This window comes from Bacillus sp. BB51/4, from assembly GCF_008368845.1.
Classification (GTDB): domain Bacteria; phylum Bacillota; class Bacilli; order Bacillales; family Bacillaceae_G; genus Bacillus_A; species Bacillus_A wiedmannii.
Genome location: NZ_QOSC01000024.1, coordinates 1 through 21080, shown reverse-complemented (window position 1 = coordinate 21080; position 21080 = coordinate 1). Strand labels below are relative to the sequence as shown.

The window sequence follows — 21080 nt, the reverse complement described above, 5'->3', positions numbered from 1 at the left end:
GCTATTTTTTTACCAAGGAAGATATTTTTTCCACCAACTTGTTTTCTTCTTTTCTTCAGTTGTCTTTTCAAATTCCTCTTTGTCATCGACATGATCCATACAATATTCAGTTGGTTCTGTACCTTTTGCGAAATACATTTTAACTGAAATGGGACAATTTTTTGTAGCGATTTTTCCGTTTTCAGGGTTAATATCGACTGCAACGACGTCATTTGGTTGTTTAAACTCTTTTTTAGGTTGTCCATCTAAGCCTTTTTCCATCGTATCGGTCCATATTCTTTTTGCATATCCCTGTTCGGCTACATTTGAAATTGATTTAGGTTGATCGTATCCAACCCATACACCAGTTACAATTTGCGGAGTAAATCCAATCATCCAACTATCCGTTTCAGTAGAACCAGACTTTCCAGCATATGTTCTTGATAGCTTTGATAACATCGATTGACCAGTTACAGCAGCATAACTGCTTAGTTTTTTATTAAACATACCCGTCATCATTTCTTCCATCACAAATGCTTTGCTTTTATCAAGAACTTGCTTACTCTCCAAATGAGCATCGTATAACATATTTCCTTCATGGTCCATAATGCGGCGAATAAACATTGGTTTTACTTCTTTTCCACCGTTTGCGAACATGCTATAAGCGTTAACCATTTCAATTGGTTTTACAGGAGATGTACCGAGAGCGAGAGACGGAACATCTTTTAATGCGGTAGTAATACCGAATTGCTTCGCTGTTTTTGTAAGAATGTCTTCGCCTAAAAATAAATTGGTCTTCACGGCATATACGTTATCAGAGACCGCAAGAGCTTGCGCCATTGTTACAAAATCGTCTGCATAATAGTCTTTATAGTTTTTCGGTTTATACTTTGAAACACCGTCACCTAAAGTGAACACAGTGTATTCGCTTTTTAAGCGCGTAGCAGGGGTGAATCCTCGTTCTAATGCCGCGTAATACAGGAATGGCTTAAACGTAGATCCAGGCTGTCGAGCGGCCTGTGTAGCCCTGTTAAATTGACTCGTATTATAATCAGTTCCACCAACAAGGGCAGCTACTTCACCTGTTTTTGGATTCATAGAGACGAGCGCAGTTTGTATGTTTGTTGTGTCAGGTATGTGATCTTTTACAGCTTGCTCTGCAACAGATTGTAATTTAGGGTCTAGTGTTGTATAAATACGCAGGCCACCCTTTTGTAAGGCTTGTTCATCTAATCCGATATCACGAAGAAGAGAAGCTTGTACAGCATCTTGGAAATAAGGTGCAATCTCTGCCACTTTTTTTGTATCTAATGAGGCAAAAGTTAGTGGCTCTTTTTTTGCTGACGTTGCTTGTTTCTTCGTAATGTAACCTTGTTCTACCATTTCGTCTAATATGAGAGATTGTCGTCCTTTCGCACGATCCTCTTTTAAAAAGGGAGAGTAGACACTAGGTCCTTTCGGGATACCTGCGAGCATACTAGCTTCCGCTAATGTTAATTCTTTTGCTGTTTTATCGAAATATAGACGAGATGCAGCTTCGATTCCGTAAGCACCATGCCCGTAATAAATTGTATTTAAATATCCTTCTAAAATATGATTTTTATTATAGTTCACTTCAAGGCGGATTGTGTACATTGCTTCTAATAGTTTACGTTTCCACGTTTTATCATGATCTAAGTATAGGTTACGAGCATACTGTTGTGTAATCGTACTAGCACCTTGGACTTTTGCCATCGCTTTTAAATCGGCAACAATAGCACCAGCAATACGTTTCATATCAAAGCCATGATGTTTGTAGAATCGTTGATCTTCGATAGATAGTGTCGCCTCTTTTACATAAGGAGAGATTTCATTGAGAGATACATTGTAACGTTTTTGCATTTCATTACTTTGTCCGATAACAGTGTCATCATTAGCGTAAAAGACACTTGTTTGCGGGACAGCAACAGGGGGAGGTCCCATAATTTTTGCAACTATAATAATAACAAAAAAGGAAAAAACGAAAAAAAGAACAGAAGAAAACATTACGGTGAAGAAAAGACGTTTATATTTTTTAAGTTTCGGATTCATAGTTTGATCCATCTTTTTCAGCCCCTCAATACTAATACAAACATTATTGTATTAGTATTGAGGGTTTTCGGTTATTTTAAACAATGAAATTTCGAAAACAAAAAGCTCCTTTAATTAAGAAAGGAGCTCAAAGGCACGCGCTGGCCAATCGGTAATAATGACATCTACGCCGTAGTCAATCATAGTTTGTAAATCTTTGTATTCGTTAATTGTATAAGGGCGGAAAGCGTACCCTTGATTTTGTGCAAATTGGACAAATTCTTTTGTTAATAATTGAAAGTTTGGGTGTAAACCAGTTGCGTTTCTATTTTTTGCTTCAGCAATAGGATCAGCAAGTGGTGTGTCATATAAAATTGCTCTCGGGATTTCAGGAGCTATTTCTGCTAATAATGAAACAGAGTCGTGGTTAAATGACGAGAATACAATTTGATTAGATAGATGATATTCACGAACGAGAGCGATAGCTTTTTCTTCAATAGTTGGATAGTGGATAACATCTGTCTTCAACTCAATGTTGAGCTGTAAATTTGTCGTAGATAACCAAATGAATACTTCGCGTAACGTTGGAATTTTTGCTTCATGGAAAGAAGGGTCTTTATGGCTACCGGCATCTAAAGCTTGTAATTCCGCTACCGTTTTTTCAGAAACAAGACCTATGCCATTTGTTGTGCGATCTACTGTTTCATCGTGAATCACGACAAGTTCACCATCTTTTGATAGGTGGACATCAAGCTCAATTCCGTGGGCACCAATGCGTTCTGCTTCTTGGAAAGCAATCATCGTATTTTCTGGATGTGTTCCTTTTACCCCGCGGTGGGCGAAAATAAGTGGTTTATTCATACGGAAATCTCCTTATCGTTTCTTTTCTTTCATTATGAAACTGCTTTTGGAAAAATACAATTGAATGGGATAAACATTTACAAAAGTCTAACAGTTGCACAAAAGTTAACGTTAACGTAAAATGTAATAATCAAGTGAAGGGAGGAATAAACATGTATAAAATTGATGAAGTCACAAAGCAAGTTGGTTTAACAAAACGTACACTTCGTTATTATGAGGAAATTGGCTTAATTCATCCCCCTGAACGTAGTGAGGGGAACATTCGCCTGTATACAGACGAGGACATCGCCAGAATTAAAAGGATTGTAGAAGCGAAAGAAGTGTTAGGAATTACGCTTCAAGAAATGCAACATTTCTTATCGTTAAAAGAAAGAATGGAGCAAAGAAGAAATAGTGAGAATCCTCGTGACCGCGAAGTGATTCAAGAAATTAAAGAGATGCTTGAAAAACAAGTGCAAACGCTAGACGAGAAAATGGAGCAAATGCAGCGTGTAAAGGCGGAACTCGAAGATAGCCTACATCGTGCAGCGACATTTTTAGAGAGTACAAAAGGAGAATGATCAAAATGGAGAGCAAACAAAAATTAGGGAGATTGATTACAGTGGTGGCTACCTTCCTTGCCTTTTCGGGTATAGGGGTAGTCGACCCAATCTTACCAAGTATTGCTGAGCAAATTGGTGCATCGCATTGGCAAGTAGAGATGTTATTTACAGCATATATTTTAACGATGGCAATTATGATGTTACCAGCTGGAATATTCGCATCAAGATTTGGTGATAAACGAATGATGACGATCGGTCTTGCGATTGTAACTGTATTTGCGTTTATATGCGGTATATCGCAAACGATTGCCCAATTATCTATTTTCCGCGCGGGGTGGGGATTAGGAAATGCGATGTTCTTCGCAACGGCGATGACATTATTGATTGCATTAAGTAAAGAAGTTCATGAAGCAGTAGGACTATATGAAGCAGCTATCGGTTTAGGGATGGCAGGCGGACCGTTATTAGGCGGGATATTAGGTGGACATTCTTGGCGTTACCCATTTTTTGCGACGAGTATTTTAATTTTCTTAGCATTTATTTTAGTTTTCTTTTTTGTAAAAGAACCGGAGCGAAAAGTGAAACGTAAAGCGGCAGGCGTAGGGGAATTACTTAACCTGGTGAAATATAAACCGTTTATGCAAGGTGCGATTTCAGGAATGTTATACTACTACGGATTTTTCGTTGTGCTAGCATATTCACCACTTATTATGCATTTATCTGCTATTCAATTAGGGTTTGTATTTTGCGGATGGGGATTAGCGTTAGCTTACGGTTCTGCAATTTTGGCCCATAAGCTAGAAGGGAAATATGAACCGAAAGCATTGTTGAAAGGTAGTTTACTCGTATTTGCGCTTTTCTTAATCGCACTATTCTTCGTGAAAGTTATGTGGTTACAAATTGTATTAATTGTTCTATCGGGATTAGCATCTGGATTAAATAATGCATTATTTACAAGTTATGTAATGGATATTTCACCTTATGAAAGATCTGTTACATCAGGTGTTTATAACTTCGTTCGTTGGTTAGGTGGCGCAATTGCTCCAATCTTATCAGGAATCATTGGCCACACTGTTTCACCGCAAAGTCCGTTTTTAGTCGGTGGAATTGTTGTGTTAGTCGGTTTTGTAATGATTTTAATTCCGGTTCGAAAACCGGTAGAAGTAGAGACAAAAGCCCTTTCTTAAGAAAGGGTTTTCTTTCCTATTACAGGGCAATCCCTTTTCGTACATATGTTAGAACCCTCTGACTAAAATATATTTTCGGTATTTTTGTACTTTTAACTATACTTTTTGGATGTTTTGTTTTATTTTTGTTAGGGGACATTAATGATGTCCCTATTATAAATTTGCATTGAAAGGCGTGATTGTACGATGGAACTATGGTTCACTGAAAAACAAACAAAACATTTTGGGATTACGGCGCGTATTAACCGCACATTACATACGGAGCAAACAGAATTCCAAAAACTTGATATGGTTGAAACGGAAGAGTTCGGAAACATGCTTATTTTAGATGGCATGGTTATGACAACAGAAAAAGATGAGTTCGTTTATCATGAAATGGTAGCGCACGTACCTTTATTTACACATCCAAACCCTGAAAACGTATTAGTTGTAGGTGGTGGCGATGGCGGTGTTATTCGTGAAGTGTTAAAACACCCAAGCGTAAAGAAAGCAACTCTTGTTGAAATCGATGGAAAAGTAATTGAGTACTCTAAACAATACTTACCATCAATTGCAGGCGCACTAGATAATGAGCGTGTAGAAGTAAAAGTAGGAGATGGTTTCCTACACATTGCAGAAAGCGAAAATGAATATGACGTAATTATGGTAGATTCTACTGAGCCAGTAGGACCAGCAGTAAATCTATTTACAAAAGGCTTCTACGCTGGAATCTCTAAAGCGTTAAAAGAAGATGGTATTTTCGTTGCACAAACGGACAACCCTTGGTTCACACCAGAACTAATTACAACTGTGTTTAAAGACGTAAAGGAGATCTTCCCAATTACTCGTTTATACACAGCGAACATTCCAACTTACCCAAGTGGTCTTTGGACGTTCACAATTGGATCTAAAAAACATGATCCATTAGAAGTGAGTGAAGAGCGTTTCCACGAAATCGAAACGAAATACTACACAAAAGAATTACACAATGCAGCATTCGCATTACCGAAATTTGTTGGCGATTTAATTAAGTAAGAGCGTTAAATTGAAATAAATAAAGTGTAAGTTACTCATTTAAGGTGTTTGTCTAGAGGGCTTGAACATGCTAGTTACTTACACTGCTACAAATGAAGTAGTCTTCTTGTAAGAAAAAGAAGGCACAGGTAAATCGAGAAAGAGGAGCAGCTCGCTCCAAATTTGAGAAATAATGAAAGGTTGGGATACCTTAAGTTCCACACAAGGAGGAAAAGAGTATGCGTTTTGATGAAGCTTATTCAGGTAAAGTATTTATTAAAAGTCATCCAAGTTTTGAAGAGTCAGAGGCAGTTATTTACGGGATGCCAATGGATTGGACAGTAAGCTACCGTCCAGGTTCTCGTTTTGGCCCTGCACGTATTCGTGAAGTGTCAATCGGTCTTGAAGAATATAGCCCATATTTAGATCGTGAACTAGAAGAGGTAAAATATTTTGATGCGGGTGATATTCCATTACCATTTGGAAATCCACAGCGTAGCATAGACATGATTGAAGAGTATGTATCAAAACTTTTAGATGCCGATAAGTTTCCACTAGGTCTCGGCGGTGAGCACTTAGTGTCTTGGCCAATTTTTAAGGCAATGGCAAAAAAATATCCGGATTTAGCAATCATCCATATGGATGCTCATACTGATTTACGTGAATCGTATGAAGGGGAGCCTTTATCCCACTCTACACCTATTCGTAAAGTGTGCGATTTAATTGGTCCGGAAAACGTATATTCTTTCGGTATTCGTTCTGGAATGAAGGAAGAATTCGAATGGGCAAAAGAAGTAGGTATGAACTTATATAAATTTGACGTATTAGAACCGTTAAAAGAAGTATTACCGAAACTTGCAGGACGCCCAGTTTATGTCACAATCGACATTGACGTATTAGACCCAGCTCACGCTCCAGGAACAGGAACGTTAGAAGCTGGAGGTATCACATCTAAAGAATTATTAGATTCCATCGTGGCAATTGCAAATTCAAATATAAATGTAGTTGGAGCAGACTTAGTAGAAGTAGCTCCTGTCTACGACCATAGTGATCAAACACCAGTCGCAGCAAGCAAATTCGTGCGGGAAATGCTGCTCGGTTGGGTAAAGTAAAAGCGGAATCGGCTCGCTCAGAATGTGAGGGGGATGGAGCTTCAGACATAGAGGCGTTTTTTGCCTCGAAGGAAGAAGCGAAGCCACCGATCATTCTAGCCGATGCAGCTAGATAAAATAAAAGTGAAGCCGACTGCTTAGACGCAAGGGTCTAGAAGGCGTAACTGGATAGAATAAAAGCGGAGGCAGCTCGCTCAGAATCGCAGGTCATTGGAACGCCCGACCGAGAAGCACCTTTGGCTTCGACCGAGAGTGTGAAATGGCCGGAGATTCTAGCCGCTGTAGCTGGATAAAAAAGAGCTATTCTCAAACGATGAGAATAGCTCTTTTTCTTATGCAACCTTCTCTTCCGAAGTAATGCCGCGAATTTCATCAGCAGAACGAATTGGATATTTACGGAACACGATTGATCCGATGTATCCAACAATCGTGGTAACGATTCCACATAATACAGCAGCAATTGTTACTTTTACAACGTCATTAAATCCGAATAAGACAAGAAGTCCTGGGATTGGTGATGCTGTTCCTGGCGCATTATTAACGAGCTGGAACAGAGATGTAATAATACCAGCAAGGGCACCGCCAACGAAGTTTGTCGCATAAATTGGAATTGGATTTGCTGAAACAACATCGGCTTGTGTTAAAGGCTCGATTGCTACAGCGATTGTGTCTTTTTTTGAACAAATTTTTAGTCGTTTAAAGAAAATAAAGTTCATTGGGGCTGAGGCTGCTACGGCAAGACTACCAATTGCCATTGGTAAACCTGTTAATCCTAGCATTGCAGTTAGTGCCATAGAACTTAATGGAGAGGTAGAAATAACTGTTATTAATCCACCAAGCATAATACCCATAATGATAGGACTTTCTGTAGTTGCAACTGAAATCATAGAACCGATTTTACCGAGCGTTGCGTTCACGAGCGGATCCATAAGCATGGCCATTCCGCGTGAGATTGGTGCGGCAATAAATAAAATTGCTAAAAACTCTACACCAGCCGGTAATTTCTTTTCGAGAAATTTCACGACGAAAGCGCAAACGTATCCAGCGAAAAATCCTGGTAAAATACCGAATCCGCTAGTAGCGATACCGATTAAAACAGCATATACGGGTGAAACACCGATTGCTAGTGCGACTAAAATTGCCGCTGCGACACCGCTCATACTACCAGAAGCTTCTCCTACTGATTGTAAAAAGTCATTATGAAACATCTCTCCACCGATATAACGGTGAAATGCTTCAATAAGAAAACTTGCGATTGCTGCATTAGCTAAAGCACCCATTGCTTTCATTCCATAAGGAGCACGGTAACTAAAAAGTGTAAATAGACAAAGTACAACAAGTAATAGTGCTAAACCTTGCAAGATAGCCATTTGAAAACTGTCTCCTTTGATTTTTGTAATAAAAATTTGTATCATTCAATAATAATATAAAAGTTCATGAAACGGAAAAATTTTTTATTGGGAAATTGCTATAAGTTGAAAAACCCTTACAATAATGTAAGGAAAGTGTAAGACTTTTCAATAGAGTATAGTATGCCTTTTTCCGTATAATACAGGTATAGAAATAAGATTAGTGAGAAAGAAGTGCAAACAGGAGGCGCATGTATGAAATTGGTAATTAAAGTTTTAGCTGTATTCGCCATTATTTTAGGTGGAACAGCGTACTATTTAAACACGAAAACAGAAGGTGTGCATGCTTTTGTAGACAACTTCTTTTCAAATAAAGAAATACAAGATTATTATGCGGTTATAAATAAAGGTGAGAAAAAAGACGGTGAATACTTGTATACATTTAAAGGGTATACAGAAGACGGAAAGTTACAAGTTGTGAAAAGAATGATGAACCGTGAATTGCATACGGGGGCGTTTATAAAAATTTATGCAAAAGGTATGCAAGGAAAAGGATGGGCTGAAATCCCAAAAGAATCAATTCCGCAAAAAGCGTTGGAAAAAATAGAAAAACCGTAAAAGGAGCGAATCGTTCGCTCCTTTTTTAGTGCGTTAAAATGGTGATAGCTGAATTCTCTTTATTAGAAATGATTTTTGCACGTCCACCAATTGGGAAAGTGAAAATCGGGGTTGTATGCCCGAAACTTGCGTTTGCAATGATAGGGATATGTGTAAGTTCAGGCTTTGAAGCAATCATTTCTTGAATGTCTTCTATCGTACATTCTGCACCTTTTTGCATCTTTCCTATAACGATGCCTTTTACATGTTCAAAGTCAGGTTGCTGCATAAGAGAATGTAAATAACGATCAAAAGTGTTAAGGGTAGCTTTTCCAGTTAAACTATCCTCCTCAAGAAATAATATTTTCCCCTGTAAGTTTGGCATATATGGTGTACCTTGTAGTAAATTCAATGTACTCATATTACCACCGATAATCTCTCCAGTTGCTTCGCCTTCATGAATCGAAATATAACCTTCATTTGTAATGAATTCTCGATTTTCCTGATCTATATACCAAGAATCATCGCTCCACGTTTCAGATGACAGGACTTCAATAGGCTTATTAGAAGTTAAGCATTGTAAAAAGTAATCAGTCGTATATTCGAGACCTTTCTCCATTCCAAATGAAGAGAAATGGGGTCCTGAATATGTAATAAGTCCTGTTTTTGTGTGAATTGCATTATTTAAAGCGGTAATATCAGAATAGCCACAGAAAAATTTCGAGTTTTCTCGAATTAAATTATAATCGAGATGTTTCAATAAACCATTAGAGTTGTATCCGCCAAGTGTTGTCAAAATGGCTTTTACATTAGGGTCTCTAAATGCTTCATGAAGATCTTGAACACGTGAAGAAATAGAAGAGGAAGCAAAGCGATCTATCTCATCAGCATATGTTGAGAATGTAACTTGAAAGCCCATATCGGTTAATCTTTTCGTAGCAAGCTCTTGGTTCGTATTTGAGACAATACTTAAACTACAAGAGGGTGAAATAACTCTAATTTCATCACCTTTTTTCAATTTTGTTGGTAGCACATAACTCACCTCTTTAAATGAAAGAATATTTAGATTTAAAAAATATTTTATCATATGAAATAAGGTGAAGGTGAATTATCTTTTGAAAAGGAGTTTTCCTGATTTTTCAGCAGACAGACAGAGGTTTTTTTTGATATGATAGGAAAAGTGATTTATTATATACATTATTTAATATCTATAACATGTGAAGGGTGTGCAAGACGTGGAGAAACAACTTGCAGGCTTGCCGGTACACGTTCATTTCGTAACAGAAATCCGTGAAGGGGCGAGGAAGGAAACCGTTGCTTTTGAAGCAAATGGTCAATACTATGTAAAAGGTCAAGGTACATATGTAACATTCCAAGAGCCGAACGAACAGGGCGAAGTGAAAACAATTATTAAAATTCAAGATGAACAAGTTCTCATTATGCGTTCAGGTGCTGTTTCAATGCGTCAAACGCATGTGAAAGGTGAATGGACAACTGGTACGTATACGAGTGAACTTGGTACGTTTGCATTGCAAACGAAAACTGATAATGTTCTTTTTAAATGGTCGGATGAAAAGAAAAAAGGACAACTTTTCTTAACGTACGCATTGCTTCTAAGTGAACAAGAAGCTGGCAGATATACAATTACACTTAATTTGAAGGAGGCAAAATAATGAATTCTTTAGAACAAGTAAAAGGATTAATTAAAGAAGAAATTCAAGCTGCTGTATTAAAGGCAGAATTAGCGACAGAAGAACAGATTCCAAACGTTGTATTAGAATCTCCAAAAGATAAAACAAATGGTGACTTCTCTACAAATATGGCAATGCAACTTGCACGCGTTGCGAAAAAAGCACCTCGTATGATTGCAGAAGAATTAGTTGCAAACTTCGATAAAGCAAAAGCTTCTATTGAAAAAATTGAAATCGCAGGACCTGGTTTCATTAACTTCTACATGGATAATAGCTACTTAACAGACTTAATCCCAACAATCGTTAACGCTGGCGAAGCTTACGGTGAAACGAATACTGGTAAAGGTGAAAAAGTACAAATTGAGTTCGTATCTGCGAACCCAACAGGTGACCTTCACTTAGGACATGCACGTGGTGCGGCAGTGGGTGACACTTTATGTAACGTATTAGCAAAAGCAGGATACGATGTATCTCGTGAGTACTACATTAATGACGCTGGTAACCAAATTCATAACTTAGCTCTTTCTGTTGAAGCTCGTTACATGCAAGCTTTAGGTCTAGAGAAAGAAATGCCAGAAGACGGATACCATGGTGCGGACATCATTGGAATCGGTAAGCGTTTAGCTGAAGAGTTTGGCGATCGTTATGCAAAAGCTGATGCTGAAGAAAGCTATGAGTTCTATCGTTCATACGGTTTAAAATATGAGTTAGCAAAACTTCAAAAAGACTTAGAAAGCTTCCGTGTTAAGTTTGATGTATGGTTCTCAGAAACATCATTATACAAAAACGGAAAAATCGATGCTGCACTTGCAGTATTAAAAGAGCGTGACGAGATCTTTGAAGAAGGCGGTGCAACTTGGTTCCGTTCTATGACTTACGGTGACGACAAAAACCGTGTATTAATTAAAAACGACGGTTCTTACACATACTTAACGCCAGATATCGCTTACCATCGTGATAAATTAGAGCGTGGTTTCGATAAGTTAATCAACATTTGGGGTGCTGATCACCACGGTTACATTCCTCGTATGAAAGCTGCTATTCAAGCGCTAGGTTACGATAAAGAAACACTTGAAGTAGAAATCATCCAAATGGTACAACTGTACCAAAATGGTGAAAAAATGAAGATGAGTAAGCGTACAGGTAAAGCAGTTACACTTCGTGAGCTTATGGAAGAAGTAGGCGTGGACGCAATGCGTTACTTCTTCGCAATGCGTAGCGGTGATTCTCATTTAGACTTCGATATGGACTTAGCTGTATCAAAATCTAATGAAAACCCAGTATACTATGCACAGTATGCTCATGCTCGCGTATGCAGTATCCTTCGTCAAGGTGAAGAGTTAGGACTAGCTGCAGGCGGAGACGTGAATTACAAGCTTGTTACTTCGGAGAAAGAAGTAGAGTTACTGAAAAAACTTGGTGAATTCCCAGCTGTAGTTGCGGATGCAGCACAAAAACGTCTGCCACACCGCATTACAAGCTATGCATTTGAATTAGCAGCAGCATTACACAGCTTCTATAATGCAGAAAAAGTATTAAACCAAGATAACTTAGAATTAAGTAAAGCTCGCTATGAGTTAATGAAAGCAGTACGCACTACACTTCAAAATGCATTAGCAATCGTAGGAGTATCTGCACCAGAAAAAATGTAATTAAGAAAAGCGAAGCCGATTTTTCGCTTTCAGTAAAAGGCAATCACACGATGTTGTGATTGCCTTTTTGTATGGAGATAATAAAAAAATAAAATTTTATCAAACAAAAGGAGAATTTGCGTCGTCTTATATAAATGACAGGAGGTTTCCGATGGAAGAAAAGGTAGAAGAATTAATTGATATATATAAGCAGCAAATATATTCCTTATGCTATAAATTAGCGAAAACGAAAGAAGATGCAGAAGATATTTTTCAAGAGACTTGGATAAAAGTTTTTTCCTCTCGGCACCAGCTTTCTTGCGTGGAAAATTATAAAAAATGGATTACTACAATTTGTGTTCGTGCGTTTTATGACTTTTATCGTAAGAAGAAAAGGTGGAAAGATCGCGTATTGGATTTGTTTCATAAAGAGGATGGTGGAGAAATCGATTTCGCAGATGAAGTGAATATATCAGAAGAATTTATTCAAAAAGTGGAAGCGGAAATGATACGGGAAGTTATACAGCTATTGAATGAAAAATATAAAACCGTGCTCGTACTCTACTATTATGAACAATACTCTTATAAAGAAATGAGCGAAATATTAAATATACCGATTGGTACGGTGAAATACCGCCTTAATTATGCGAAGAAGCAAATGCGGGAACATTTGGAGGGGTTCGTTTATGACGGAAGATAAGTTTGATCAGAAGATAAGGAGCAGCTTAGCTGAAGACATGATTCCAAGCGAAGAGCTGATAAATAATACGAAACAGAGCGTACGAAATGCTCGAAAATTAGAGAAAAGATGGGTTATTTGTATTCATGCGATTTGGATTATTTTATTAACAATTGTTATGGAGCAGTTTGTCACTCATTTGAATCATAAAGTCCCTATGTTGATAGCAAGTGTGATTATGATGCATCTATACGTTCCTATATATGTTGTCATACAGTCATTTTTAAAGAAGGAGTATAAATTACATGATAGAGTTCGCTAAGCCATTTGTAGTATTTGAGATAGCTGGGATTACAATGCTTTTAACTTTTATAGCACTTTTAGTATGTGTAGCATCATGGGTGTATACAGATGCGAAAACGCGTGGGATAAGTAAGTGGTGGAGTGTTATAGCGATTGTATTACCATTTTTTATTGGAGTTTTGTTATATATGATACGAAGAAGTAACAAGAAAATAGAAGGAGAACATACGATGAAGGCTATGAAAAAACAAAAGATAACATTAGTTGTCATATTTGCAAGTACGATGTTTGTATTACTGAGCGGCTTTGCTTTCGTTCAAACGTTAGATGATATGTGGAGAGCTGGTGATATATATTTAGAAAATGAGAAGAAAGGGGAGACCAGCTACGAGGCAAAATTCTTATCATGGGATATTGCTGGGAAAGATATTGAACTAGAGTATGCGAAAGATACAGAAGTAACATTTTCTTATGAGACAGATGCAAAACGTGGGAATTTATGCTTTAGCTTGTATGAAAGACAAGGAGAAGGTATAAGAGAGTTAAAAGAGATCTGTGAATCGAAAAAAGGTACTTTCAAAGCTACATTAAAGGCAAATGAAAAGTATGTATTTAATATAAGTGGTGTATTGGTGAAAGATGGTTTTGTAAAAGTGAATTGGGAAATAAAATAAAGGGCCTTGAGAAAGGCCCTTTATTTTATTGGATTGTATACGTAACGGAAAAGCTAACAGGACTATAGTAAACGAAAGGTGCATGAAATTGAACATACATATTTCCATCTGTTTTTGCAGTGAAAATTCGGCCGTAACCATCAGAATAACGTCCAATAAGTTTATGATTTGAGTCATAAACACTGTAACTAGGAGTTTTGCTGTTAGGTTGAATTGTTAGTTCCTGTCCTTTTTGAAGGAAAACAGGTTCTTGTTCAGAACTACTTCCAGTTTGCAAAGAATAAAATTTTGTAAAGCTTTGTTCTTGAGTAGCGGCAGCCGCCTTTGTTTCAGGAATAAACGCGGTAGCACCAGTAATTCCTGCTAAAGTTAACGCACCGGCTAAAATCATTTTTTTCATAGTAAAGAAGCCTCCTTATTAGTTGTAATCACTTTTGTTACAGTTAATATTTTATACGATAAGGAGTAGGAGAAAATATGCTTTTATGCATATATGTATTTTCTCAATAAAAAATCACCACTTTAAAGTAGGTGATTTTTGTTATAACTAATTGTTTTTTTCTTTTGGACTGACAAAAGAAGACGGATAAAGGCTTTATATCTGTTTTTTTAAAAAAATTAATTTGTATTGAGAAATAGAAAAGTGCAACCTGAATTATTTGTATATTTTTAATGAGGATATAGATGTTATCACTTTTAAAAGAAAGGTGGCTTTTTCTGAAAAACCTAAACATATAATGTTGTGTAAATTAAGGAGAATTATATGAGGGTGGTCAACCTTAGCCAGAATATGATATGTAAAATAGGATAATTGGTTAACCTAAAGATGCCTTATAATAATGAAGTAAAAATGGGGAGCAACAATTAACTATTGATTTTTGGTAACAATTCTAGAATAATAGACTATGGAAAAAATTTGTTGTTTTTTGGGGGAATTACGAAAAAAGGCATGTCTGTATTATTTATTGATGAAATGCTAATAGGGAATGTTGTAATTGCTTTAAATCATGTTATTACAATCAAGGTAAGTGTACTTAAAATTATAATCTATCTAACAACTGAGTAGGTAATCCTCAAAACTTCTTATTTAAGGAGTCAAGGATTTGGTGCTAATCAACTTGATTTTTTAGATTCGATAAAAATAATGAGGAGATATACAACTCTTATTTTTGATTTAACATCATTTATATATATATATATTAATACATAAACGTATATAAGTATATATAAATATTTTATTATTCGTAAAGAAATTAAAAATTTTTAGCGGATAGATGATATGTAGGTTTATTTTAATTTTTTGACATAGCTCTAGAATCAGATCCATCAGGAGAAACCCTTTTTCTCGACACCCATTTATATACTCCAAAAATGAAAAGACTGATTCCCGTATTTCTGCAAAATTCACATGAAATCAGTTGAAAATCACAATAGTTTTTAGTTACCCCCAAACTTGTTTCACTTTATTCAGATTTGGAGAATATTTCTTTTATCTTCATAGACAAATAATACTTCGTCCGTAATATTTTAATCATATAGCGCTGATGTTAAAATGTTTTTTGCATCAATTTATTTCGGTATTTAACTAAATATCAAATGTTTTAATACATGGACATTGTCAGCCGTACTTATGATGACAGAAAGCTTATCTTCTAATGATATCCTGTAAAATATGAGTATTTTAACTCGTTCCACATTTATAAGCTTTTTTGCTGGTATGCTGAGTGCGACTATAATCCGTAATTTTCGTTATTTTTCAGAATGATAAGTATGGAAGTTGATAGGATGCATATTTGCTGTGAAGTAGTTAGTCTATATTTGCCCGCACTAAAATCTTTTACACATAGAATAATCATTTTATAATCCCTAAGGCACAAAAAGAAGAATGGTTGTCATGAGTTTCGTCTGGAATGCATTTTAAATCATTTTTTCCTGATTTTAAATGTATTCCAGTATCTGTCGCCTATATGTATTTATTATTTAAACTTTTTTGTCAAAGTTTATCTATGTTCCTATTAAAAAATATAGGTCAAAAGTACATAATTGTAGGCGTGTCGAAAATGTTAGATACACTTATAAAAAATCAAGTTTCAAGTTGTTAAGTAGTAGTGAAGGGGGGAAGAGAAATCATAATAGCTATTAAAAATACGTAGGTGAAATAGTTGGATAATAGAATTTTCATCATAACATGTTTGTACCAGAAACTATTTATATTTTAAATTATGAGGAGGCTAACATAAAGTATGTATTTAAAGAGAATAACTTCTATTTTTTCGATTATAATGATTTTCATGTTTACTATAGGTCAGAGTCTTTTACCTATAGTAGCAAACGCACAAGAATTAAATACATTAGGACTTGTGGATAGTTTTAAGATTGATAAAACAGATCTTTCTATCGGACAACGGACTAAAGTAACTATAAACTTCAGTGAAAAAGATAGTCTTAAGCTGAAGTCTGGAGACACACTAACATTAACACTGCCTCCAGAATTAAAAGGATTAAATACAGAGTTTCTATTAGATGATTATGGTACTTGTAAAGTCACTGCAGGTACTGTGGTATGTACATTTAATGATAAAGTGAGTACACATCAAAATATTAAAGGGTATTTAAACTTTTTTGTGGAAGCTGCTAATGTAGGAACGGATGAAAAGAAAGAGATTGAAACCAATTTCGGTACAAATGTAGATAAGCAATCTGTAACAATTACCGGCCCAAGCAGTGGTGGGGGTACAGATCCTGGAAAGCCACCATTTTTTTATAAAACTGGTGATATGAACTCAGGTAAGAGCGATGAAGTACGTTGGTTCTTGAATATAAACTTGGCTAAAGAAGAGTTAAGTCGTGATATTGTTGTGACTGATAATTTACAGGAAGGTCAAACACTTAATAAGGATAGTTTCTATATAATTGTAGATGATTATATAGGTCGTCGATCTTTAACGCTACAAGAGCTTGAAAAGCAAGGTTACGGAACGATTACCTTTACTGGAGACAAATCATTTAAAGTTGTGCTTAATAAGGATAAAGCGCGTCTTGCCTCCTTTTCGATTGGTTATACATCTACTATAACGGAAGCTGGGAAGAAGCAAGAGTTTTTTAAGAATGATTATACGATTGATTACCAAGTTCTAAACAAGGAACCAGTTAATGAATCGGGTACTCATCCAGTCGAAAATATGACAGCTGGCGGTGGTGCTGAAGGTAACGTGACTCCAAAAGGAACACTAAAAATTGTGAAGCATATTGAAGGGGATGAAGAAAAAGTAATCCCAAATGTTTCGTTTAAGTTGTATAAAGAGCCTGATGAACAAGTTGGAGATGTATATAAAACAGATGAAAAAGGGATAATTGAAATCCCTAATTTACAACCAGGTAAATATTATGTGAAAGAAGTTTCAGCTCCAGACTATGTTGATTTCGATCCTCAAGCAAAAGTAATTTTTGAAGTTAAATCAGATGCTGTAAATGGAGTTAAGTTGCCAATTTCGAATAAGGTGAAAACTACATCTATTGCAGGAACGAAGACGTGGAAAAACGATAACGAGAAAGATCGTCCAAGTTCAATCAAAGTAGAATTACTACAAAATGAGAAAGTAGTAGACACGAAAGAAGTAACAGCGGCAGATGGTTGGAAATACAAATTCGACAACCTAGCAACGTATGATGCAAATGGAGTAGCGTACAAGTATGGAGTAAAAGAACAACCGATAGATGGATACACAACAGAAGTAAACGGTTATGATATTACAAATACAAAAGTGGTACAAAAAACCAAAGTAGAAGGAACGAAAACATGGAAGGACGGAAATGCGGAAGGTCGTCCAACGATGATTAAGGTAGACTTACTACAAAGCGGTACAGTGATTGCGACGCAAGAAGTAAGCGAAGCAACAGGTTGGAAATATGAATTTAAAGATTTGGCGATAACCAATGCAGACGGAAAAGCATATAAGTATGAAGTGAAAGAACAAGCAGTAGACGGATACGAATCCAAAGTCAATGGTTATGATATCACGAATACAAAGGTAGGCAAGACATCAGTTGCAGGAACGAAGACGTGGAAAGGTGGCACAGAGGAAGAGCATAAAGCCATCAAAGTAGACTTACTACAAAACGGTACAGTGATTGCGACACAAGAAGTCAGCAAAGAAACAGGCTGGAAGTATGAATTTAAAGATTTAGTAGCGTTCGATGCAAATGGAAAAGCATACAAGTATGAAGTGAAAGAACAACCGGTAGATGGATACGAATCCAAAGTCAATGGTTATGATATCACAAATACAAAAGTAGGCGAAACAAAAGTAGAAGGAACGAAAACATGGAAAGACGATAACGCGAAAGATCGTCCGGAAATGATCAAAGTAGATCTTTTACAAAGCGGTAAAGTAGTAGATACAAAAGAAGTAACAGCGGCAGCAAATTGGAAGTATACGTTTGAAAAACTTCAGGCATACGATGCAAACGGAGCAGCGTACAAGTATGAAGTGAAAGAACAAGCAGTACCAGGATATGAATCCAAAGTAAGTGGTACTGATATCACAAATACAAAAGTAGGCAAAACAAAAGTAGAAGGAACGAAGACATGGAAAGACGGAAATGCAACAGACCGTCCGACGATGATCAAAGTAGACTTACTACAAAACGGGAATGTGATTCAAACACACGACGTACTAGCAGTAATGGGTTGGAAATATATATTCTCAGATCTAGAAGCATATGATGCGGAAGGAAAGGCTTACGAGTATACAGTGAAAGAACAGCCAGTACCAGGATATGAATCCAAAGTAAGTGGTACTGATATCACAAATACAAAAGTAGGTCAAACAAAAGTAGAAGGAACGAAGACATGGAAAGATGATAACGCAACAGATCGTCCGGAAATGATTAAAGTAGACCTTTTACAAAATGGTACAGTGATTGCGACGCAAGAGGTAAGCAAAGCAACAGGTTGGAAATATGAATTTAAAGATTTAGCAGCATATGATGCAAATGGAGTAGCGTACAAGTATGAAGTGAAGGAACAACCGGTAGCAGGATATGAATCCAAAGTAAGTGGTACTGATATCACAAATACAAAAGTAGGCGAAACAAAAGTAGAAGGAACGAAAACATGGAAAGACGATAATGCGAAAGATCGTCCGGAAATGATCAAAGTAGATCTTTTACAAAACGGTAAAGTAGTAGATACAAAAGAAGTAACAGCGGCAACAGAATGGAAGTACACATTTGAAAAGCTCCAAGCATACGATGCAAACGGAGTGGCATACAAGTATGAAGTGAAAGAACAGCCAGTACCAGGATATGAATCCAAAGTAAGTGGTACTGATATCACAAATACAAAAGTAGGTCAAACAAAAGTAGAAGGAACGAAGACATGGAAAGATGATAACGCAACAGATCGTCCGGAAATGATTAAAGTAGACCTTTTACAAAATGGTACAGTGATTGCGACGCAAGAGGTAAGCAAAGCAACAGGTTGGAAATATGAATTTAAAGATTTAGCAGCATATGATGCAAATGGAGTAGCGTACAAGTATGAAGTGAAGGAACAACCGGTAGCAGGATATGAATCCAAAGTAAGTGGTACTGATATCACAAATACAAAAGTAGGCGAAACAAAAGTAGAAGGAACGAAAACATGGAAAGATGATAGCGCGAAAGATCGTCCGGAAATGATTAAAGTAGACCTTTTACAAAACGGTAAAGTAGTAGATACAAAAGAAGTAACAGCGGCAACAGAATGGAAGTACACATTTGAAAAGCTCCAAGCATACGATGCAAACGGAGTGGCATACAAGTATGAAGTGAAAGAACAGCCAGTACCAGGATATGAATCTAAAGTAAGTGGTACTGATATCACAAATACAAAAGTAGGTCAAACAAAAGTAGAAGGAACAAAGACATGGAAAGACGATAACGCGAAAGATCGTCCGGAAATGATTAAAGTAGACCTTTTACAAAATGGTACAGTGATTGCGACGCAAGAGGTAAACAAAGCAACAGACTGGAAATACGAATTCAAAGATTTAGCAGCGTATGATGAAAATGGAGTAGCGTATAAGTATGAAGTGAAGGAACAAGCGGTGGCTGGATATGAATCCAAAGTAAATGGTACTGACATCACAAATACAAAAGTAGGCGAAACAAAAGTAGAAGGAACGAAAACATGGAAAGACGATAACGCAACAGATCGTCCAACAATGATCAAAGTAGACCTTTTACAAAATGGTAAAGTAGTAGATACAAAAGAAGTAACAGCAGAAACAAACTGGAAGTATACGTTTGAAAAGCTCCAAGCATACGATGAAAATGGAGTGGCATACAAGTATGAAGTGAAGGAACAACCGGTAGCAGGATATGAATCCAAAGTAAGTGGTACTGATATCACGAATACAAAAGTAGCGAAATTGACAGTAGAAGGAACAAAAACGTGGAACGATAACCAAGCAACAGATCGTCCAAGCTCGATTAAAGTAGACCTTTTACAAAATGGTAAAGTAGTAGATACAAAAGAAGTAACAGCGGCAACAAACTGGAAATATGCATTCACGGATTTAGAAGCATATGATGAAAATGGAGTAGCGTACAAGTATGAAGTGAAGGAACAACCGGTAGACGGATACAAATCCGAAGTAAAAGGTTATGACATCACGAATACAAAAGTAGGCGAAACAAAAGTAGAAGGAACAAAAACGTGGAACGATAACAATGCAACAGATCGTCCAAATTCGATTAAAGTAGACTTACTACAAAACGGTAAAGTAGTAGATACAAAAGAAGTAACAGCGGCAACAAACTGGAAATATGCATTCACGGATTTAGAAGCATATGATGAAAATGGAGTAGCGTACAAGTATGAAGTGAAGGAACAGCCGGTAACGGGATACGGATCTGACGTACACGGTTATGACATCACAAATACGAAAGTAGGCGAAACAAAAGTAGAAGGAACGAAGACATGGAACGATAATAACGCAACAGATCGTCCGACAATGATCAAAGTAGACCTTTTACAAAATGGTAAAGTAGTAGATACAAAAGAAGTAACAGCAGAAACAAACTGGAAGTACACGTTTGAAAAGCTCCAAGCTTACGATGCAGAAGGTAAGGCATATAAGTATGGAGTGAAAGAACAGCCAGTAGCTGGATATGAATCCAAAGTAAAAGGTTATGACATCACGAATACAAAAGTAGGCGAAACGAAAGTAGAAGGAACAAAAACGTGGAACGATAACAATGCAACAGATCGTCCAAGCTCGATTAAAGTAGACTTACTACAAAACGGTAAAGTAGTAGATACAAAAGAAGCAACGGCGGCAACAAACTGGAAGTATACGTTTGAAAAACTCCAAGCATACGATGCAAACGGAGCAGCGTACAAGTATGAAGTGAAAGAACAGGCAGTACCAGGATATGAATCCAAAGTA

The 21080-nt window shown here is 36.7% G+C and carries 16 protein-coding genes; 11 read left to right on the top strand and 5 right to left on the bottom strand.

The annotated features are described in order from the left end of the window. Positions 1-9 precede the first annotated feature (9 nt). Together DN392_RS26955 and DN392_RS26950 are read right to left on the bottom strand one after the other, a co-directional pair. Positions 10-2061: a transglycosylase domain-containing protein gene (locus DN392_RS26955; RefSeq protein WP_000372976.1), complete on the bottom strand. Its 2052-nt coding sequence runs from the start codon at positions 2059-2061 to the stop codon at positions 10-12. A gap of 102 nt (positions 2062-2163) precedes the next feature. Continuing rightward, positions 2164-2889 carry a glycerophosphodiester phosphodiesterase gene (locus tag DN392_RS26950; RefSeq protein WP_001039758.1) on the bottom strand — a complete coding sequence of 242 codons (726 nt, stop codon included), beginning with the start codon at positions 2887-2889 and terminating at the stop codon, positions 2164-2166. 152 nt (positions 2890-3041) lie between these two features. Between DN392_RS26950 and DN392_RS26945 the strand changes: the two genes are divergently transcribed. From DN392_RS26945 to speB, 4 genes are all read left to right on the top strand, one after another. Beyond that, positions 3042-3449, top strand: coding sequence for a MerR family transcriptional regulator (locus tag DN392_RS26945; protein WP_000276564.1), 408 nt, complete (start codon positions 3042-3044; stop codon positions 3447-3449). A gap of 5 nt (positions 3450-3454) precedes the next feature. Beyond that, a complete protein-coding gene (locus tag DN392_RS26940; RefSeq protein ID WP_000444245.1) occupies positions 3455-4618 on the top strand; it encodes an MFS transporter in 1164 nt (387 codons plus the stop codon). Between the two features lie 186 nt (positions 4619-4804). Next, on the top strand, positions 4805-5632 hold the full coding sequence (speE, locus tag DN392_RS26935) for a polyamine aminopropyltransferase (protein WP_000424696.1): 828 nt from the start codon (positions 4805-4807) through the stop codon (positions 5630-5632). Positions 5633-5850: 218 nt separating this feature from the next. Further along, positions 5851-6723, top strand: coding sequence for an agmatinase (gene speB, locus DN392_RS26930; RefSeq protein WP_001209823.1), 873 nt, complete (start codon positions 5851-5853; stop codon positions 6721-6723). Positions 6724-7055: 332 nt separating this feature from the next. Here speB and DN392_RS26925 read toward each other — a convergent pair whose 3' ends face one another. Continuing rightward, positions 7056-8093 (bottom strand): PTS sugar transporter subunit IIC, encoded by a 1038-nt coding sequence (locus DN392_RS26925; protein WP_000996323.1) that lies wholly within the window; start codon positions 8091-8093, stop codon positions 7056-7058. 234 nt (positions 8094-8327) lie between these two features. On the opposite strand from DN392_RS26925, the gene DN392_RS26920 reads away from it, so the two are divergent. After that, positions 8328-8690, top strand: a complete 363-nt coding sequence (locus DN392_RS26920; protein ID WP_000779928.1) for a YxeA family protein — start codon at positions 8328-8330, stop codon at positions 8688-8690. Positions 8691-8715: 25 nt separating this feature from the next. On the opposite strand, the gene DN392_RS26915 is transcribed toward DN392_RS26920, so the two are convergent. After that, a complete protein-coding gene (locus DN392_RS26915) occupies positions 8716-9702 on the bottom strand; it encodes a S66 family peptidase (protein WP_000938058.1) in 987 nt (328 codons plus the stop codon). Positions 9703-9904: 202 nt separating this feature from the next. On the opposite strand from DN392_RS26915, the gene DN392_RS26910 reads away from it, so the two are divergent. From DN392_RS26910 to DN392_RS26890, 5 genes are all read left to right on the top strand, one after another. Further along, on the top strand, positions 9905-10342 hold the full coding sequence (locus tag DN392_RS26910; RefSeq protein WP_000414868.1) for a YwiB family protein: 438 nt from the start codon (positions 9905-9907) through the stop codon (positions 10340-10342). Further along, positions 10342-12012 carry an arginine--tRNA ligase gene (gene argS, locus DN392_RS26905; protein ID WP_001086442.1) on the top strand — a complete coding sequence of 557 codons (1671 nt, stop codon included), beginning with the start codon at positions 10342-10344 and terminating at the stop codon, positions 12010-12012. The genes DN392_RS26910 and argS overlap by 1 nt, the downstream gene beginning before the upstream one ends. Positions 12013-12163: 151 nt before the next feature. Next, positions 12164-12691, top strand: coding sequence for an RNA polymerase sigma factor (locus tag DN392_RS26900; RefSeq protein WP_000391645.1), 528 nt, complete (start codon positions 12164-12166; stop codon positions 12689-12691). Continuing rightward, positions 12678-12992 carry a hypothetical protein gene (locus DN392_RS26895; protein WP_000133818.1) on the top strand — a complete coding sequence of 105 codons (315 nt, stop codon included), beginning with the start codon at positions 12678-12680 and terminating at the stop codon, positions 12990-12992. Before DN392_RS26900 ends, DN392_RS26895 begins: the two co-directional genes overlap by 14 nt. Further along, positions 12976-13647 carry an ABA4-like family protein gene (locus tag DN392_RS26890; RefSeq protein ID WP_000568887.1) on the top strand — a complete coding sequence of 224 codons (672 nt, stop codon included), beginning with the start codon at positions 12976-12978 and terminating at the stop codon, positions 13645-13647. Before DN392_RS26895 ends, DN392_RS26890 begins: the two co-directional genes overlap by 17 nt. A gap of 25 nt (positions 13648-13672) precedes the next feature. On the opposite strand, the gene DN392_RS26885 is transcribed toward DN392_RS26890, so the two are convergent. Further along, complete coding sequence (locus DN392_RS26885; RefSeq protein WP_000738217.1) at positions 13673-14047, bottom strand: hypothetical protein; 375 nt, start codon at positions 14045-14047, stop codon at positions 13673-13675. Positions 14048-15890: 1843 nt separating this feature from the next. Between DN392_RS26885 and DN392_RS26875 the strand changes: the two genes are divergently transcribed. Beyond that, positions 15891-21080 (top strand): Cna B-type domain-containing protein (locus tag DN392_RS26875; protein WP_149238153.1); only part of this gene is annotated, 5190 nt, incomplete at its 3' end.

What these genes read in the sequence shown, in the direction of transcription:
- DN392_RS26950 (WP_001039758.1), bottom strand. Translation starts at nt 2,889, where the DNA reads ATGAATAAACCACTTATTTTCGCCCACCGCGGGGTAAAAGGAACACAT.
- DN392_RS26925 (WP_000996323.1), bottom strand. Translation starts at nt 8,093, where the DNA reads ATGGCTATCTTGCAAGGTTTAGCACTATTACTTGTTGTACTTTGTCTA.
- DN392_RS26890 (WP_000568887.1), top strand. Translation starts at nt 12,976, where the DNA reads ATGATAGAGTTCGCTAAGCCATTTGTAGTATTTGAGATAGCTGGGATT.
- DN392_RS26885 (WP_000738217.1), bottom strand. Translation starts at nt 14,047, where the DNA reads ATGAAAAAAATGATTTTAGCCGGTGCGTTAACTTTAGCAGGAATTACT.
- DN392_RS26895 (WP_000133818.1), top strand. Translation starts at nt 12,678, where the DNA reads ATGACGGAAGATAAGTTTGATCAGAAGATAAGGAGCAGCTTAGCTGAA.
- DN392_RS26920 (WP_000779928.1), top strand. Translation starts at nt 8,328, where the DNA reads ATGAAATTGGTAATTAAAGTTTTAGCTGTATTCGCCATTATTTTAGGT.
- DN392_RS26945 (WP_000276564.1), top strand. Translation starts at nt 3,042, where the DNA reads ATGTATAAAATTGATGAAGTCACAAAGCAAGTTGGTTTAACAAAACGT.
- speB (WP_001209823.1), top strand. Translation starts at nt 5,851, where the DNA reads ATGCGTTTTGATGAAGCTTATTCAGGTAAAGTATTTATTAAAAGTCAT.
- DN392_RS26955 (WP_000372976.1), bottom strand. Translation starts at nt 2,061, where the DNA reads ATGGATCAAACTATGAATCCGAAACTTAAAAAATATAAACGTCTTTTC.
- DN392_RS26900 (WP_000391645.1), top strand. Translation starts at nt 12,164, where the DNA reads ATGGAAGAAAAGGTAGAAGAATTAATTGATATATATAAGCAGCAAATA.
- DN392_RS26940 (WP_000444245.1), top strand. Translation starts at nt 3,455, where the DNA reads ATGGAGAGCAAACAAAAATTAGGGAGATTGATTACAGTGGTGGCTACC.
- speE (WP_000424696.1), top strand. Translation starts at nt 4,805, where the DNA reads ATGGAACTATGGTTCACTGAAAAACAAACAAAACATTTTGGGATTACG.
- argS (WP_001086442.1), top strand. Translation starts at nt 10,342, where the DNA reads ATGAATTCTTTAGAACAAGTAAAAGGATTAATTAAAGAAGAAATTCAA.